12 protein-coding genes are annotated in these 16865 nt (G+C 52.3%); 2 read left to right on the top strand and 10 right to left on the bottom strand.

Translation table 11 applies throughout. From position 1 onward, the window contains the following. Positions 1 to 933: a p-hydroxybenzoic acid efflux pump subunit AaeA gene (gene aaeA / locus HGD79_RS18335; RefSeq protein ID WP_000854021.1), complete on the bottom strand. Its 933-nt coding sequence runs from the start codon at positions 931 to 933 to the stop codon at positions 1 to 3. A 7-nt stretch (positions 934 to 940) separates the two neighbouring features. Further along, positions 941 to 1144 (bottom strand): p-hydroxybenzoic acid efflux pump operon protein AaeX, encoded by a 204-nt coding sequence (gene aaeX / locus HGD79_RS18330; protein WP_000051841.1) that lies wholly within the window; start codon positions 1142 to 1144, stop codon positions 941 to 943. Between the two features lie 182 nt (positions 1145 to 1326). Here aaeX and aaeR point away from each other — a divergent pair, with 182 nt between their 5' ends. After that, entirely contained in the window at positions 1327 to 2256 is a 930-nt protein-coding gene (gene aaeR / locus HGD79_RS18325) for an HTH-type transcriptional activator AaeR (protein WP_000440317.1), read from the top strand. A 127-nt stretch (positions 2257 to 2383) separates the two neighbouring features. Here the strand turns inward: aaeR and tldD are convergent, their stop codons facing one another. The 8 genes from tldD to csrD all read right to left on the bottom strand — a co-directional run bounded on the left by tldD (position 2384) and on the right by csrD (position 14859). After that, the gene (gene tldD / locus HGD79_RS18320; RefSeq protein ID WP_000055909.1) at positions 2384 to 3829 is read right to left on the bottom strand and encodes a metalloprotease TldD; all 1446 of its coding nucleotides are present in this window, start codon (positions 3827 to 3829) and stop codon (positions 2384 to 2386) included. A gap of 155 nt (positions 3830 to 3984) precedes the next feature. Beyond that, positions 3985 to 7785: an AsmA2 domain-containing protein YhdP gene (gene yhdP, locus HGD79_RS18315; protein WP_139496494.1), complete on the bottom strand. Its 3801-nt coding sequence runs from the start codon at positions 7783 to 7785 to the stop codon at positions 3985 to 3987. 67 nt (positions 7786 to 7852) lie between these two features. Further along, on the bottom strand, positions 7853 to 9322 hold the full coding sequence (rng, locus tag HGD79_RS18310) for a ribonuclease G (RefSeq protein ID WP_000123197.1): 1470 nt from the start codon (positions 9320 to 9322) through the stop codon (positions 7853 to 7855). Then, a complete protein-coding gene (gene yhdE, locus HGD79_RS18305) occupies positions 9312 to 9905 on the bottom strand; it encodes a nucleoside triphosphate pyrophosphatase YhdE (RefSeq protein ID WP_000203096.1) in 594 nt (197 codons plus the stop codon). The genes rng and yhdE overlap by 11 nt, the downstream gene beginning before the upstream one ends. Positions 9906 to 9913: 8 nt before the next feature. Beyond that, positions 9914 to 10402 carry a rod shape-determining protein MreD gene (gene mreD / locus HGD79_RS18300; RefSeq protein ID WP_000179409.1) on the bottom strand — a complete coding sequence of 163 codons (489 nt, stop codon included), beginning with the start codon at positions 10400 to 10402 and terminating at the stop codon, positions 9914 to 9916. Continuing rightward, complete coding sequence (gene mreC, locus HGD79_RS18295; RefSeq protein ID WP_000802516.1) at positions 10402 to 11505, bottom strand: rod shape-determining protein MreC; 1104 nt, start codon at positions 11503 to 11505, stop codon at positions 10402 to 10404. Before mreC ends, mreD begins: the two co-directional genes overlap by 1 nt. A 65-nt stretch (positions 11506 to 11570) precedes the next feature. Beyond that, a complete protein-coding gene (gene mreB / locus HGD79_RS18290) occupies positions 11571 to 12614 on the bottom strand; it encodes a rod shape-determining protein MreB (protein WP_000913396.1) in 1044 nt (347 codons plus the stop codon). A gap of 304 nt (positions 12615 to 12918) precedes the next feature. Continuing rightward, a complete protein-coding gene (csrD, locus tag HGD79_RS18285; RefSeq protein ID WP_168848465.1) occupies positions 12919 to 14859 on the bottom strand; it encodes an RNase E specificity factor CsrD in 1941 nt (646 codons plus the stop codon). A 151-nt stretch (positions 14860 to 15010) separates the two neighbouring features. Here csrD and HGD79_RS18280 point away from each other — a divergent pair, with 151 nt between their 5' ends. After that, a complete protein-coding gene (locus HGD79_RS18280) occupies positions 15011 to 15985 on the top strand; it encodes an MDR family oxidoreductase (protein WP_001148478.1) in 975 nt (324 codons plus the stop codon). Positions 15986 to 16865 lie beyond the last annotated feature (880 nt).

The raw sequence follows: 16865 nt of genomic DNA, 5'->3' as shown, positions 1-16865 counted from the left end.
TTAACCAAACTCACGCAGGCGATGGGCCATTTTACGGAAGAACGAATCCTGGCTTTCGTCGCGATCTTGTTTGCCAGTGACCACCACTGTAGCAGTGGTGCCCGCAGGCCAGATGTTCTCTTGCTGGTTGTCGAGACGAATACGAACCGGAACACGTTGCGCAAGACGCACCCATTCAAGGTTAGAGTCGATGGTCGCCATCCCTTTGTCGTCACGCGTGCTGCTGGCGTTGGTGACCCCAGCGGCAACACTATCAACAGTCCCTTTCAGCACTTTGTTACTGCCAAGCGGCGTGATCTCTGCACGATACCCCGGACGCACCCCTTCCAGCTTAGTTTCTTCCATATAGGCCAGTACATAGAAGGAGTTCTGTTTCACCAGCGCAACCGCCGTTGATCCTCGAGTAATAAACTCACCGGTATAGACGTTGAGGTTGGTCACCCAGCCATCTGCTGGCGCGCGGATCACCGTGCGTTCAAGATCCAGTTTTGCCAGATCGCGGGTCGCCTGCGCTTTCGCTAACTGATGCAGAACCGTTTGTAGTACGTTGTTAGCCTGGTCGATCTCTTCGCGAGACATCGCCTGCACACCGAGACGGTTACGACGTCCGGCCTCCTGGCGTTTCTCCTGTGCCAGTACCTGATAATAAGCAACATCGGCTTGCGCTTCCTCAAGCGCCTTTTGATAGCGCGGCTGGTCGATGGTGAACAGTATCTGTCCTTTTTTCACCAGCTGGTTATCATGAACATTCACCTGGGTAATGAGTCCAGAAACGTCCGGCGCGATCGCAACGACGTCAGCGCTAAAGCGCGCGTCACGCGTCCAGGGGGATTCGGTGTAATAGACCCAGGCATTAAAAATTGCGATGAAGGCCAGAATGACTAATACGACCGTGATGGCCGTACGGGAGAATTTTCTTATTAGTGTTTTCACTTCAACCTCAAACGAACAGTCGCGATATCAAATAAAACAAGCAGCAATAGAGCGCGGTGTTGAACAACGCCGGATGCCAGACAAAGTCGTAGATACCTGTTGGCACAAGTACCCGGCGCACCAGCCAGAAAATCGCCAGTGATAAAAGCAATTCAAAAAATATCGGTGGGAAGGACAGCCCAAACACCACGATAACGGGAAACAGACTCATGTTGACCTTGGTTGTATAGAGAGAGCAGGCGTTATTATTTTCAGCATCTGTCGCCGCAGAGAAGGGCATGGAAAGCCGGGCGAGAGCAACATTGCTGTAGATTGATATTTAATATATTAGCGTAACTGTTATGCTGTTATCTATATTATGTGATCTAAATCACTTTTAAGTCAGAGTGAATAATGGAACGACTAAAACGCATGTCGGTGTTTGCCAAAGTAGTTGAATTTGGCTCTTTTACCGCCGCCGCCAGACAGCTACAGATGAGCGTTTCGTCCATCAGTCAGACGGTGTCAAAACTGGAAGATGAGTTGCAGGTAAAGCTGTTAAACCGTAGCACACGCAGCATTGGCCTGACCGAAGCCGGTAGAATTTACTACCAGGGCTGCCGTCGTATGCTTCATGAAGTGCAGGATGTTCATGAGCAACTGTATGCCTTCAATAACACCCCCATCGGGACGCTACGCATTGGCTGTTCTTCAACTATGGCACAAAATGTTCTCGCCGGGCTGACAGCCAAAATGCTGAAAGAATACCCAGGTTTGAGCGTCAATCTGGTTACCGGAATTCCAGCCCCCGACCTGATTGCCGACGGTCTGGATGTGGTGATCCGCGTCGGCGCGTTGCAGGATTCCAGCCTGTTTTCCCGCCGTCTTGGCGCGATGCCAATGGTGGTGTGCGCCGCGAAAAGCTATCTCACACAATACGGCATACCGGAAAAACCCGCCGATTTAAGTAGCCATTCATGGCTTGAATACAGCGTGCGGCCCGACAATGAATTTGAACTGATTGCACCGGAAGGGATCTCGACTCGCCTGATCCCGCAAGGGAGATTTGTGACTAATGATCCGATGACGCTGGTGCGCTGGCTAACGGCGGGTGCCGGGATCGCCTACGTGCCGCTGATGTGGGTGATCAACGAGATCAATCGCGGTGAGCTGGAGATCCTGCTGCCGCGTTATCAGTCAGATCCACGCCCGGTTTATGCGTTATATACCGAAAAAGATAAGCTGCCGCTGAAGGTACAGGTCGTGATCAACTCGCTGACGGATTATTTTGTTGAGGTCGGTAAATTGTTTCAGGAGATGCACGGGCGCGGGAAAGAGAAGTAATTCATATTGTACTGTTACGTTCTACAAACCTGTGCCAACGGGTTCCCCTCACCCTAACCCCAGAGGAGCGAGGGGACCGTTCGTGCACGTAGAAAGATTAATTATCCTTCTGAAAATAATGAAATTATTACGCAGTACCGCCAACAGTCAGGTTATCAACTTTCAGCGTTGGCTGGCCCACGCCAACCGGCAAACTTTGCCCTTCTTTACCGCAGACACCCACGCCGTTATCCAGTTTCAGGTCGTTGCCAACCATCGAAATCTGCTGCATGGTTTCGATACCGGAACCAATCAACGTCGCGCCTTTCACCGGCTTCGTTACTTTACCGTTTTCAATCAGATACGCTTCTGAAGTGGAGAAAACGAATTTGCCGGATGTAATATCCACCTGACCGCCACCAAAGTTCGGTGCATAGATACCGTACTCAACGGATTCAATAATTTCCTGCGGGGTCGATTTACCCGGCAGCATATAGGTGTTGGTCATACGCGGCATGGGCAGATGGGCGTAGGATTCACGGCGACCGTTGCCAGTCGGCGTCATCCCCATCAAACGCGCGTTGAGTTTATCCTGCATGTAGCCTTTCAGAATGCCGTTCTCAATCAGCACGTTGTACTGGCCTGGCGTACCTTCGTCATCAATCGCCACCGAACCACGGCGATCGACCATCGTGCCGTCATCAACCACGGTACACAGTTCTGAAGCCACCAGCTCCCCGACCTGCCCACTAAATACTGAAGTGCCGCGGCGGTTGAAGTCGCCTTCCAGACCGTGACCTACCGCTTCATGCAACAGCACGCCCGGCCAACCTGCGCCAAGTACTACCGGCATGGTGCCCGCTGGTGCAGCAACGGCAGAAAGATTGACCAGCGCCATACGCACTGCTTCTTTTGCCCATGCATCCGCACGGACTTCGCCGTCAAGATCGGCAAGGAAGAACTCATAACCAAAACGACCGCCGCCGCCACTGGCACCGCGTTCGCGTTTGCCATCTTCTTCGACCAGAACGCTCACGGAAAGACGCACCAGCGGACGAACATCCGCCGCCAGCGTGCCGTCGGTGGCCGCAACCAGAATTAATTCATAAACGCCGCTGAGGCTGGCAGTCACTTCTTGTACGCGCTTGTCCGCTTCGCGGGCAACCTTATCGACGCGACGCAGGATATCCAGCTTCTCTTCACGGCTCATGCTTTGCAGCGGATCTACCGAGGTATACAACGGGCTATGCTCTACCGCGCCCAGCGTCTGTACTTTGCCATCACCACTATCACGGACGATGGTGCGCGCCGCTTGCGCACTCTGTTCCAGCGCCAGCAGGCTGATTTGGTCAGCGTAAGCAAATCCGGTTTTTTCACCACTGATTGCACGCACACCAACGCCCTGATCGATGTTGTAAGAACCATCTTTAATAATGCGGTCTTCTAAAACCCAGGATTCGTGATAGCTCGACTGAAAATAGAGATCGCCATAATCAAGGCGACGTTCGGCCAGTTGACCGAGGATCGCGAACAAGTCCTGATGTTTCAGGCCGTTCGCCGCTAGCAATTGTTCACTTACCAGGTTCAGACTCATCGTTTTTGCTACTCGTTAGTTACTGCAGTAGAGGATTTTTTACGGCTGCCGGATGCGGCGTGAACGCCCTATCCGGCCTACAGTTATGTTCCGGCTCGTTGGCCTTTGGCAACGATTATCATATGAGATTGGGGCAATTACGCGCCCTCGTCAAATCATTGCGCTTTTTCTTTACGCGGTTGGCGCAACACTTCGTTGATTTGCGGATCGTCCAGCGGACCCGAAATGTGATAGCGCAAAATGGAGACTTTGCTCCACAGCGGCCCCAGCACTTTACTGGCTGCAAATACTGCCGCGCCAACAATGGGGTTAACCGCAAAAGCCGCAGCCACGCCCACCGTCGCAGAAATCTCTGGTGCGACAACCGCTTCCATATTCAGGTCGCGACGTACCAGATTTACCGACCCTTTCATGGCGATATCCGCCTCCAGGCCATCCACCAGCGTGTCGTCGGTGTGCATAACCCCGTCTTTAATCCACGCGGTGCTGCGAATGGAGTCAAAATAGAACCCTTCGCCAAAAGTGTCTCTGAAATCAAAACGCAGCTTACGCATCAGGGCATCAACGCTCAATAAGCGCAGCAATTGCCCGGCATGTCCGGTATTGATTTCGGTAATTTCGCCTTTACCCAGTTGAGTATGAATGATGCCATTCAACGTCGCCTCATCTGGTTGCCAGGGTGCTTTGCGCCAGTGTAAATCGTAATCCACATTAAATGACGACTGGCGTATGGGCGTCGTGACACCAAAAAATTCTGCGGCGGCATCAATTTTCTGCCCGCGCAGTTTTCCTTTCAGCGAGGTACGTTCATTCTCCGGATTATTAACCCATTCACCATCGGCAGTAAGCCGCGAGAAACCAGTATCAATCAGTCCATTGGTCAGCGTTAACGTATCGCCAGAAATGGTGATATCACTGTCAATGCGACCGAATTTTTGCCCCCAGAACCAGCACTCTGTGCATCGTATTTGTGCGTCCGGCCAGCCACGGAAGTTAATGCGCTCCGTTGTCGGGAAAGGTGATGACGGCGTTGAATCACCACGAGTTTTCGCCACGCTCGGGTTGTAATAAATATATTTGATATTCGCCAGCCACGGCGCGTTATTACGCATCGCTAGCGTGGCGTTGATTTCACGCCCTTGCGCCTCAACCAGGGTGCCATTTGCCGTCGGTTGCGAAACAATACTCAGGTTATTCCATTGCTGATTTCCCAGTGACAACATAGGCGTACGTAACGTTATGTGTTGTGGGAAACTCGCTGCACCACCGACACTCTCCGCAGCGCCTTTCTGGAACAGGGCCAGCCACTCGGCACCATTCATCGGCGGCATATTGAGTTCAACGCCACTTTGTTCCGGCAACGGCGGGAGCGTTTTACTGTCTGCCGCCCAAATAGCACGATCGAGCGTCAGCTTTTGACCAAGCAACCAGCGGCTATTGAAATGGTTATCCGCACCAGCCTGTCCGGTTAATTCAAAGCTGTTGAGATTGCCATCAACCTTAACGTTTACCGCTAGTGGTTCACCCGCAGGTTTGGCTAACGGTGAAGGTAAGTGACTACTCACATTATTCAGATCGCCGTTCATCTCTACGTTATAGGTCGCGCCAGCATGATAAGGCAGATCAATGCCCACTTTACCATCCCACGCCACGCTGCCACTCAATGCTTCGTTCACCGCTTCAGGCAGAACGCTGGTTTTCGCCGGTTGCCAGTTACCGTTGAGATTCACCGCAACCTGGTAGGCTTTTGCCCCTTCTTTGGTGGAAAAATCCACGTTCAACGGCTGATTAAACCAGCTTGCTGTCAGTGGTTCACTTTGCAGATCGCCATTGATAAAGCTGAATTTACCGCTCAAATTTTTCAGGGTGCTGTCGAGTGGTTTGATAAACAGACTGTTATTACGCAGCGTCACTTCACCTTTCGCGGTTACCAGTTCGCCGTTCAGCGGGATATCAAGATGTAAGCGAGCATTCACATCGCCGTCGAGCTGGAGTTCTTGCAGGGTCGCACCCAGAGAATCTTTCAGCGGTGTCTCATCAAAGTAAGGGCCAACGGCTTTACCCGGACCTTTAATGTCAGCGTCAATCAGCAGTTTTTCTTTCGAGTAGTCAGGGATCACTGCGGTGAGATTACTCGCGCGCACGCCGCCCAGATTAACGCCATCGGTTTTCATCCATAAACCGTCGTTAATAAAGTCCAGTTCAATATCAAGGTTAGTTAATGCAGGCCAGTCCGGCTGGAAGGCAAACTTCGCGTTGCGCAGCGGCACCAGCACTTCAAACTGACCTTCGTTGTGTTTATAGGGGAAGAGTTGCGGATTGCCACCATAAACCAGCGTCGCGTTATCCGCTTCACCGCCCTGAATCGCGCCACTTAAGTAATCAACCAGGTCTTTACCCATCAAGTTTTCCGGGAAATAGCGCCAGGCTTGTGAACCATCATCGGTACTGATGCCAGCCAGAATACCCAGCCAGGGTTCATCGTTAGCAGGTTGCAGGTAACGAAAACCGCCGCGCGCATGGACGGCTTTGGCTTTAACGTCAATATTACGCCCATCCAGCTGGAAACCTTTGTCATTGTTCAGCCAGCTTATAGTTGCCTGGCCGTCGGCGATTTCCAGTGGCGCACGGAATACCGTTTCGTAAGGCATCTTTGCCTGCTTCATCGACGCGGTAAGCAAACCATTTTCAACGCTGCCGGAAAGCGTCCCGGAGAAGTGTTCCGCACCCGGTAATAATTTCCATTGCTTCCAGGCCAGATCGCTCCACGATGCCTGAAAACGGGTCTTGTCTGCCGCCTGAAGCGGGATATCCAGCGCCAGAGTGTTAATCTTGCCGCTCGGTTGTGTGGAGCGCCAAACATCACCCAGTGCAGGTGAAAGTTTCGCGGCCAGCGGGCGTATGCCCTCCAGGCCTGCCAGCTCCAGATTACTGGCGCGAATCCGGAGTTCGTCACTGCGTTTATTGTCTTTGCCGCCAACGTCCTGTTCCGGTATCCAGGCCAGCGTCAATGCTCCGCTCGGCCAGGGTTTGCCGTCCATCGTGATCCGTGTATCGGGAATAGAGAACTGCCAGCCCGGATTTTCACGCGTAATATGCGCGGTCAGATTATCCACCGACAGCGTATGCGTTTGCTTCTCGCCCAACCAGCTGGCACCGCCCTGTTTCAGCCAGACGTCACCGCCGGTTACATCGCCTTTGTCGATCGTCATCCAGCCTTCAAGGGAGAACTGTGCCGTTTCCAGAGCAATATTGTCCTGCATCCATTTACCGAGCCACGGCTTCAGGTCGATGTCATCCGCCTGTAGCCAGACGCGACCATTGCTTAACAACCCCTCATCATCGCGCAAATCCATGCGCACCTGCATCACGCCGTGCTGTCCGGTAAGGCTGGAGAGGCTTACCAGGCCTTCCGCACGGTGTCGACGTGGATCGTTCAGCCAGGTGAGTTGTGGGATCGCCAGCTCGGCGCGCTGACCGGATGGCGTCAGAAAACTGACTTCACTGTCGCGGAGATCGAAATGGTCAAATTGACGAAGAAACAGATCGCTGATGTGACTGGCTTCCAGACTGTCATCGCTACCACCGCTGGTGATAGGAGTGTTGGTGCGAAAGCGCAGCTGCCAGAAAGTGAGGTCGCGAAACTGCCAGCGCATATGTAACAGGCTCTGCCAGACATCCAGCGCCAGAGTAACGCGTTTAACCGAAAATTCGCCGCCATCTTTTAGTTCTGCACGGATGTCGTGTGCTTCAAGCGTCGGGCCAAAATTCTGCCAGCTGGCTGAGAGCTGACTGGCTTCTACCGGCATGCCAGTCGCGGATTCTATTTTGTTGAGGATTTCCGGACGCCAGGCGTCAAGATGCGGTAAAGCAATACGCAGGCCGCTAACCAGCAGAGCAGCGATCACAACGAGCGCGGCTCCAGTAAGCAGTAAAATCCCCGGCAATCGCCTCACCCGTCACTCCTTGTCTGCTAAAAATGTGACTCAAAAACCCTTTGCCGGATGGCGGCCCAGCATCTGTTTACATCATTACGACGTCAAACTGCTCCTGGTTATAGAGCGGTTCAATTTGTACTTTAACCTGTTTGCCAACGAAAATTTCCACTTCCGCCAGCGAGTGTGACTCTTCGCCTTTCAAGGCTTCAGCTACTGCCGGAGATGCATAGACCAGGAAACGGTCGGAGTCGTAAGCATGGTGGACACGAACAATCTCGCGCATGATTTCATAGCATACCGTTTCCACGGTTTTCACCGTTCCGCGACCGTGGCAGGTTGGGCATTCGTTACACAGTACGTGCTCAATGCTTTCGCGGGTGCGTTTACGCGTCATCTCCACCAGCCCCAGCGCCGAAAAACCATTAACGCTGGTTTTCACCCGGTCTTTGCTCAACGCCTGCTCCAGCGAGTGCAGCACGCGGCGGCGGTGATCTTCATTATTCATATCGATGAAATCAATAATGATAATCCCACCCAGATTACGCAACCGTAACTGGCGAGCGATAGCCTGCGTCGCTTCAATATTGGTATTGAAAATGGTGTCGTCCAGATTGCGATGACCGACAAACGCTCCGGTATTGATGTCCACGGTGGTCATCGCTTCGGTCTGGTCGATAATCAGATAACCACCGGATTTCAGTTCTACTTTGCGTTCCAGCGCTCGCTGGATTTCGTTTTCGACATCAAAGAGATCGAAAATCGGCTGGCGTCCGGTGTAATGCTCCAGCTTGCTGGTCATCTCGGGAATGTACTCCGAGGTAAACTCCAGCAATGCTTCGTAAGTCAGGCGTGAGTCAACGCGAATGCGGTCCAGTTCGGCGTCGGCGAAATCACGCAGAACACGCTGCGCCAGCGCCAGTTCGCCGTACAGCTGATAACGGGTCTGCGGGCGTTTTTTACGCTCCATAACTTTGGTCCAGACGCGTTTCAGATAAGCGGCATCGGAGGCCAGTTCAGCCTCGCCAACCCCTTCCGCTGCGGTACGGATGATAAACCCGCCCTGCTCGTCGCAATACTCTGCGACCACTTTTTTCAGGCGTTCACGTTCTGATTCGCTTTCAATACGTTGGGAAACCCCAACGTGAGAAGCCCCTGGCATAAACACCAGATAGCGAGAAGGCAGCGTGATATCGGTGGTCAGGCGCGCACCTTTAGTGCCAAGCGGATCTTTCACCACCTGCACCATCAGATCTTGCCCCTGACGAACCAGTTCCGAGATGTCGCGCACCGTGAATTGCTTTTGTTCTTCACCCGCCACACATTCGGTGTGCGGCATGATGTCAGATGCATGAAGAAACGCGGCTTTATCCAGCCCAATATCTACAAAAGCCGCCTGCATACCCGGAAGTACACGACTTACACGACCCTTGTAGATATTGCCTACTATTCCGCGTCGCGCCTCACGTTCAATATGAATTTCCTGCAGAATACCGCCATCAATATACGCCACTCGCGTTTCCGAAGGCGTTACGTTTACTAACAATTCAGCCGTCATGTTTATCCCTTTTCTCACGCAGTGCGTTAAAATTACTTAATAATTCATACGTTTCAACCAGCGGTAAGCCGACTACGGCGTGATAGCTGCCATTTATCTTCCTGACAAAACAGCCACCCAGCCCCTGAATACCGTATGCACCTGCTTTATCTAACGGTTCACCGCTGGCGACATAGCCCGCGATGTCTTCGTCTGTTAACGTTCTGAAAGTCACATCGGTGACCACCAGGCAATCGAGAATGTGCTGGCTGTCGGCCAACGCCACTGCCGTCATCACCTGATGGGTCTGACCCGATAATTTGCGCAACATCTGCGCCGCATGCTCTGCGTCGCGCGGTTTCTCCAGCACTTCTCCATTCAGGATAACGATAGTATCCGCACCCAGCACCGGGAGATCCTGCGCCGTTTGCGCGACACCCGCCTGTGCTTTCTCGCGCGCCAGACGCACAACATACTGCTGCGCGCTCTCCTGCGGCTGACGCTGCTCCTCAATGCCCGTAACAATACGTTCAAAGGTCACGCCAAGTTGCGCAAGTAACTCCTGACGACGCGGAGAACCGGAAGCTAAATACAGAGAAGTCATAGAAACCTTTATTGCACTGCAAACTGCTGACGGACTTTACGCATCAGCAAGAAAATCCACGGCCAGAGCACCCCATTGACTACACTACTCCAGAACACTTCCGGTCTGAAAGAGACGTTAATCACTAAAAACTCTGCCCAGAAAACAATAATATCCACCACCAGCGAAAGCAACATGACGACCAGCGCCTGCTGCCATAATGCGAGGTTGCGGAAAAGCTGGTATTTCAGCGCCACCAGGTAAGCAATGATGCTCATCGCCAATACGCGTACGCCAAGCGTCGAGCCGCTGATCAGATCCAGTATGGCACCCATCACAAAACCTGTGCCCACATTTACGCGATGAGGCAAGGCCAGGATCCAATACAACAAGATGAGTAACACCCAGTTTGGCCGGAAAACAATCAGGTTATCCGGCCAGGGCATGATTTGCAGCAACAGCGCAATGAGGAAAGAGAGCCAGATTACCCAACGTCCCTGGCTACGATAGCTCGCCACTATTGCCCTCCCGGCGCACGCGCAGGCGGTTGAGCACCACTTTGCGGCGGCGTAGCCCTTTGTGGAGAGCGATTAGCAGCAGGCTGTGTGGGCGCAGCAGGCGCAGTAGCTGCATTTCCTGTCGTCGGTTGCTGCGGAGTCGGCTGAGCGATCCCCGTTGCCGGTTCAGGTAACTTTGGCCCCATCGCGTCTGGCGAAGGCAATACCTGCGGCATCATCTGCATCAGACGTTCATTAGCAACACGATGCACCTCTTCCGGCGTCATCGGGTTAGCGCCGTTACGATCCGCGCCCCACAGCAGCAGCAGATAACGCAAACGTTGCAGTCCTGCAGTCGGACGCGCCTGAATCACAGTATAAGCGCGCTGGGTATCGAGTTTTACGGAAGAGACAACCGCAACCGGATAGCCTTCCGGGAAACGACCGCCCAGACCGGAGGTCACCAGCACATCACCAACACGAATATCCGTATTCGCTGGCAGATGCTCAAGCTGCAAATCATCCGTACAACCGTTACCGGCTGCAATTACGCGGATATCGTTGCGCAGCACCTGGATTGGCAGCGCGTGGGTCGCATCACAAATCAGCAGCACGCGACTGGTCAGTTTAGCGACGGCCACCACCTGACCAACAACACCTTTGTCGCTGATGACCGGCTGGCCTTCATAAACGCCATTAACGCTACCTTTATCGATAACAACTTGATCGCTATAAGGATCGTTAACCGTGGAGATAACCTGAGTCACCATTTTCTGCTCATCCTGACGCAGCGGGGAACCCAGCAGCTCGCGCAGACGCGCGTTCTCCTGTTTGTATTGTCCAAGCATCAGCAGTTCACTGTTTTTCAGCAACAGTTCCTGACGTAACGCCCGGTTTTCAAGTTCTAGTTGGTCACGCGAGGCCAGCGTCTGCGATACGCCATCCAGCAATTCACGAGGAGCATTGGAAACAAAGTAGAAAGGACTGACGGCGGTATCCATATAAGTACGGATTTGACTGAACGTCCCCAGGCGGCTGTCGGCAATAATAATGCCGAGCGCCACCAGCACCGCCAGAATAAGGCGAATCTGTAGCGACGGGCCACGGCTAAAAATTGGCTTCATAAGTTATGCGTATTCTCGTATCAGACCAGGCAGGGTAAACAGACATTTCCCCTGCCTGCATCCGATTACTCTTCGCTGAACAGGTCGCCGCCGTGCATGTCGATCATTTCCAGCGCTTTGCCGCCACCGCGCGCCACACAGGTCAGCGGGTCTTCAGCAACAACGACTGGAATGCCGGTTTCTTCCATTAACAAACGGTCAAGGTTACGCAGCAGTGCGCCACCACCGGTGAGCACCATGCCGCGCTCGGAGATGTCGGAAGCCAGTTCCGGCGGGCACTGTTCCAGTGCAACCATTACCGCGCTCACAATACCGGTCAGCGGTTCCTGCAGTGCTTCGAGGATTTCGTTGGAGTTCAGGGTAAAACCGCGTGGAACACCTTCTGCCAGGTTACGGCCACGAACTTCGATTTCACGGACTTCATCGCCCGGGTAAGCCGAACCGATTTCGTGCTTGATACGTTCTGCGGTGGCTTCACCGATCAGAGAACCGTAATTACGACGCACATAGTTGATGATAGCTTCGTCGAAACGATCACCACCAATGCGCACGGAAGAGGAGTAAACCACGCCGTTCAAGGAGATAACAGCAACTTCAGTGGTACCACCACCGATATCAACCACCATAGAACCGGTCGCTTCAGAAACCGGCAGGCCAGCACCAATTGCGGCAGCCATCGGTTCTTCAATCAGGAAGACTTCACGGGCACCAGCGCCCTGCGCGGATTCACGAATTGCGCGGCGTTCAACCTGGGTCGCGCCAACCGGTACACAAACCAGAACGCGCGGGCTTGGACGCATAAAGCTGTTGCTGTGCACTTGTTTGATGAAGTGCTGGAGCATTTTTTCAGTCACGAAGAAGTCGGCGATAACGCCGTCTTTCATTGGGCGAATGGCAGCAATATTGCCCGGCGTACGGCCCAGCATCTGCTTCGCGTCATGACCTACTGCAGCTACGCTTTTCGGTGAACCGGCACGATCCTGACGAATGGCCACCACGGAAGGCTCATTCAATACGATGCCTTGTCCTTTTACATAAATGAGGGTATTCGCAGTACCCAGGTCAATGGACAAGTCATTGGAAAACATGCCACGAAATTTTTTCAACATACTAAGGGATAATCCTGAAAGCTGGGGCGGAAAAGAAAATCCGCTTACTTTACCAACCACACGCAGCAGCGACAAGGCGCAAAAATCATCTGCTACGGTGAAAATTAGTGCAGTTCGTTTCCTTTGTTACAAATCTCTGCCTGAGTCCAGAAAGGCTTAATGCATCAGCAGCATTCCTCGCCTGTTTGCAACCGCGTAAGGTCATTCATCTGCATATGTGCTGCAACAATCTGGCGAGCAGACAAGCACACTCCCATGAGACGCAGCGCGCGTTATTCTACGTGAAAACGGATTAAACGGCAGGTTAAACCGAGTATCTTTGTGAATATTTTTTCACGTTAGTATCAAGTGGCTGTGAGGACGCGAAAAAATCCCCTTGCCCGCCTGTAACACCGCGCTGAATCAGGGTCTGCCACTCGCTTCGCGAACGCACACCGGTGGCGTAAACTTGGGTGCTGGTCCCGGAGCAGGCTTCCACCAGGCTTTGAACCAGCAGCTGGTTCTCCGTTCGCTTCTCAATGTTTCTGACCAGCCCCGGATGGAGCTTGAGTAACTCAACATTAAGTTCTTTGATCCAACTGGTGCTTACCAGCGTCAAACCAGCCTGGTTGACGGCTACCCGTACCCCTAAAGCATTCACTAAACGAATAACAGGTTGTAAACGACTGATATGTTGACCTACATCGGCCTCTGCAAGTTCAATAATTATGCGTTTTCGTTGTGATTTTTCACATTGCATTAACGTATCGCGCAGCCAACGCTGAAAACGCGGGCGAATCAGCGACTCAACGGTAACCTGAATCGCCAGATTTTCCTCTGGCCAGTAACGCAATAGTGGAATAAGACGGCTGATTTGCAGACGGTCATACTCTTCCGATAAGCCAAACTGCAAGACCATCGGCATATACTCCGCCGAGCTAACCTCTTCATTACCATCGAAGATGCGGCACATGAGTTCGCGATGATGAACCTGACCTTCGCGAGTAACCGCCGGTTTTTGATAAAGGCGCGGGCCGCCGCGACTGAGCATTTGCTCGATAAGCGTACGCCAGCGAACATTACCGCATCCTTTTTCAGGCAACGAGTCATCGTAAATAGCCCAGCTATTGCCGCCCTGCAATCCCGCATTACGCGTGGCAGACTCTGCATGTTCCATTACCTGCTCGGTATCCTGACCACTACGCCAGGCGCAGATACCAATGTGGATCATATCGTCGCGATCGAGCATTTTATTGTTCGGCAAGGTATCGACGGCTTTGATTAACTGACCGGCGATGCTCTCTGCCTCTTTTAACGTCCGGTGCGGTAACAGCGCAGCAAAATCACTGCGGTGGTAACGCGCCAGCAGTGCGCCAGGGTAGCGCATCATAAATGTCGACAGCAGATTCGTCAGAGTGAAGAACTGTTCTTCAACCTGGCTGTGCCCCCAAGTATCGCTCAACATATTGAAATCCGGCAGACGAATCATCATCACGATCCCGTGGGTACCTACTTTCTCCTGATCTTCCAGTAACGTTGCTAACTGATTATCGAAAAAGAGTCGGTTATTGAGGCCGGTTTTCACGTCCTGGGCGGCATAAGAGCGGATCAGCGTATCAAGACGGCTGTGTTGTTCGCGTGCGTTCTGAATTTCACGAAGCAGCGTATCTAGCGCACTGCTGGTTCTGGGCGGCCATTCATAGATGGTTCCCAACACATTAGAGCCACGCTCACCGTTTAAGATACGAGTAGCCCGGGTTTCCAGCAATTCTTGCCCGGCAAGTTGCCGTTGTAACCAGCGTACCGCCAGAAAGAGCATAACAATGATAAAGCCAATCGCCCCCGTGAGCGGCGCGGTAGTCATTAAAGAATGGAAATAGTTGCCCATCGGATCCTGATAAACCAGACGCAGCGACATCCCCGGATGCTTTATCAACGGAACACTCAGTTCGCGAAACAGATCGCTGGAGCCAACCGGACGATAACTACCATTTCTGGCCAGGGTATAAACCTGTTTATCACCATGGAGCAGGTCTACACGAACGATATCTGCCGACATCATTAATTCGGTAATTTGTGGCCTTAATGTGCTGAAGTCATTCGACACAAGGTGGGTATCAATCGCCGTCGCCACCGCCTGAACGCGATGACTAAACTTATACTGAATTGCGTTGTAGAAACTTAGCGAACAGCCCAGCAAAGTCACAAAAATTGTTAACCCGGTGAGCAGCGTAACAAAGGCCGAAAATTTCGTCGTTAATCTCATCCTTGTGTTAACTCCGATAGTGAGGAAGCGGGCATACTAGCAAATCAGATTTATCTCGCAATTTATTGCGCTTCATCGGCTTTGCTTTTCCATTAGCGAGTATAGTCTTCAGAAATTATTTTCCAATCCATCATGCACATGAGGACCACTTATGCAGGCGTTACTTTTAGAACAGCAGGACGGCAAAACTCTCGCATCGGTACAGACACTTGACGAAAGTCGCCTGCCGGAGGGCGATGTCACGGTTGATGTTCACTGGTCGAGCCTGAACTATAAAGATGCGCTGGCGATTACCGGTAAGGGAAAAATCATCCGTAATTTTCCGATGATTCCTGGGATCGATTTTGCCGGAACTGTACGCACCAGCGAAGATCCGCGTTTTCATGCCGGTCAGGAGGTGTTACTCACTGGCTGGGGCGTTGGTGAAAACCACTGGGGTGGGCTGGCGGAGCAGGCGCGAGTGAAAGGTGACTGGCTGGTTGCCATGCCGCAAGGGCTGGACGCGCGTAAAGCAATGATTATCGGTACTGCCGGTTTTACCGCCATGCTGTGTGTGATGGCGCTGGAAGATGCCGGTGTTCGCCCGCAGGACGGGGAGATTGTCGTGACGGGTGCCAGTGGTGGCGTCGGCAGTACCGCCGTGGCGCTGCTGCATAAGTTGGGTTATCAGGTCGTTGCCGTTTCCGGTCGCGAAAGTACCCATGAATATCTGAAAAGTTTAGGTGCCAGTCGTATTCTCCCTCGTGATGAGTTTGCCGAATCCCGTCCTCTGGAAAAACAAGTCTGGGCTGGGGCAATTGACACTGTTGGCGACAAAGTGCTGGCAAAAGTGCTGGCGCAAATGAATTACGGCGGCTGCGTGGCGGCCTGTGGTCTGGCGGGTGGTTTTACTCTGCCAACCACGGTCATGCCATTTATTCTGCGTAATGTCCGTTTGCAAGGGGTGGATTCAGTAATGACGCCACCAGAACGCCGCGCACAAGCCTGGCAGCGACTGGTCGCCGATTTACCGGAATCATTCTATACCCAGGCGGCAAAAGAGATATCTCTGTCAGAGGCACCGAACTTTGCCGAGGCCATCATTAATAACCAGATCCAGGGTCGCACGCTGGTGAAGGTTAACTAACCATTTAGCAAGGAATAATAAGAGAGGGAACTCATTTTGACATCATTATTCAATCGGTTAACGGGAAAAGCGGTTAGCCGGACAGCTTTCGTCGAACACCTTGGTCAGGAAGTTGTACAACATCATCCAAACTGGAAAGTCATGATTTCGACTGACCACAAATTGATGCGCATTGATACTCCTCTAAACAGCCATTATTGATATGCCTCCGTCGCCTGTTAGGTTTATGGTGCTTTGCCTGGGCGACACTACGCTTAACCTGTTACTGATTTCTGGTCCCATGGGGTGAATAATCTGATTTTATTTGACTACAAATTAACCACTCGAACCTATTTAATGCTGAGAATTGTCAGTCGGTTGATTTTGCGTGCTTTAGCATTCACATCTATCCAGACGATGCAGTGAAAATTGGGTAATCCCCAGCAACCGCTGCGTAATGTCGTCTATCTTGTCGCGATCCTGGCATCCCTACATTATTTGTGGTCTGTGAAGATTATCTCATTGCAGCCCCTCATCTTCGCAGGGCTGGCTTTACAGCTTTTCACCTTACGTTATAAGAAGTTCCGTCGATGATGGCGCTAATTTCGTGAATTGTGCGGCTTGTTGCAAATTACACGGTGTTGAAGGTTATTTACATGTTAGCTGTTGATTATCTTCCCTGATAAGACCAGTATTTAGCTGCCAATTGCTACGAAATCGTTATAATGTGCGACCTCGTCCTCCCTGACGCAGTTTTTGCGCTGCGGAAAAGGTGACATTGGCGCAACGAAGGTATATTTTGTTTTTTGCCGGAGGATAGCAGCAGATCGCTGCACAATGTCCGTCAAGTCTAACATTGACACTCTGGGGCAAAATAGACCGGCGTCCCGGCCTGCTGGAA

The organism is Escherichia sp. SCLE84 (assembly GCF_012584495.1).
In the GTDB taxonomy this organism is placed as follows: domain Bacteria; phylum Pseudomonadota; class Gammaproteobacteria; order Enterobacterales; family Enterobacteriaceae; genus ECMA0423.
Note: the sequence above shows the minus strand (reverse complement) of the source record. Positions and strands in the feature narration are given on the sequence as shown.

What these genes read in the sequence shown, in the direction of transcription:
- aaeX (WP_000051841.1), bottom strand. Translation starts at nt 1,144, where the DNA reads ATGAGTCTGTTTCCCGTTATCGTGGTGTTTGGGCTGTCCTTCCCACCG.
- aaeR (WP_000440317.1), top strand. Translation starts at nt 1,327, where the DNA reads ATGGAACGACTAAAACGCATGTCGGTGTTTGCCAAAGTAGTTGAATTT.
- tldD (WP_000055909.1), bottom strand. Translation starts at nt 3,829, where the DNA reads ATGAGTCTGAACCTGGTAAGTGAACAATTGCTAGCGGCGAACGGCCTG.
- rng (WP_000123197.1), bottom strand. Translation starts at nt 9,322, where the DNA reads ATGACGGCTGAATTGTTAGTAAACGTAACGCCTTCGGAAACGCGAGTG.
- yhdE (WP_000203096.1), bottom strand. Translation starts at nt 9,905, where the DNA reads ATGACTTCTCTGTATTTAGCTTCCGGTTCTCCGCGTCGTCAGGAGTTA.
- mreC (WP_000802516.1), bottom strand. Translation starts at nt 11,505, where the DNA reads ATGAAGCCAATTTTTAGCCGTGGCCCGTCGCTACAGATTCGCCTTATT.
- mreB (WP_000913396.1), bottom strand. Translation starts at nt 12,614, where the DNA reads ATGTTGAAAAAATTTCGTGGCATGTTTTCCAATGACTTGTCCATTGAC.
- csrD (WP_168848465.1), bottom strand. Translation starts at nt 14,859, where the DNA reads ATGAGATTAACGACGAAATTTTCGGCCTTTGTTACGCTGCTCACCGGG.
- HGD79_RS18280 (WP_001148478.1), top strand. Translation starts at nt 15,011, where the DNA reads ATGCAGGCGTTACTTTTAGAACAGCAGGACGGCAAAACTCTCGCATCG.